This is a genomic window from Aerococcus sp. L_32 (genome assembly GCF_050689315.1).
In genome coordinates this window covers 1-521 of record NZ_JBOEQF010001261.1, presented here as the reverse complement: position 1 = coordinate 521, position 521 = coordinate 1, and the positions used below count along the sequence as shown (strand labels likewise).

The window sequence follows — 521 nt, the reverse complement described above, 5'->3', positions numbered from 1 at the left end:
AACCCAATGCCATTCAATTAACATATTATTAGCACTTGTGATACTAGCACCGATAAAAACGAGTAAGAATGTAATCAAGGCATTCATAATCTTCTGGTGCATTCTATTGACATATTTTTTCAAATTGAATAGACGATATATCATTAAGGCGTATCCTAAGACATAGGCGATAAATATAAAGGCGCCATAGCCCACAAGTATTTCCAACCACCAATTGTGAATATTAAAGATATTATTGGTTGGTAATGGTCCAAATGTCTCCATCCACACTTCTATATTACCAGCACCTACACCAAGACCGAAAGTCTTACCCAAGTACATTAACCCGTTTCGCCACATATTCATCCTACCCACATCTCCAGAAATTACTGGTCTAGGTAAAATATAAATTAAATCAGTAACCATCTCTCTAATTGGTGGGACGAAAGCAAAAGCGAGTATAGCTAGTGTTAAGACGATACTTCCGGTAGTTAGCACTTGCTTTCTTGTGAAATCCCAACGAACGCCTAACAAGACATATA

General features: G+C 37.0%; 1 protein-coding gene. It reads right to left on the bottom strand.

Annotation, left to right across the window (positions count from 1 at the left end):
- On the bottom strand, positions 1 to 521 hold a 521-nt coding region (locus ACRCJ0_RS19225; protein ID WP_431391822.1), incomplete at both ends, for an O-antigen ligase family protein.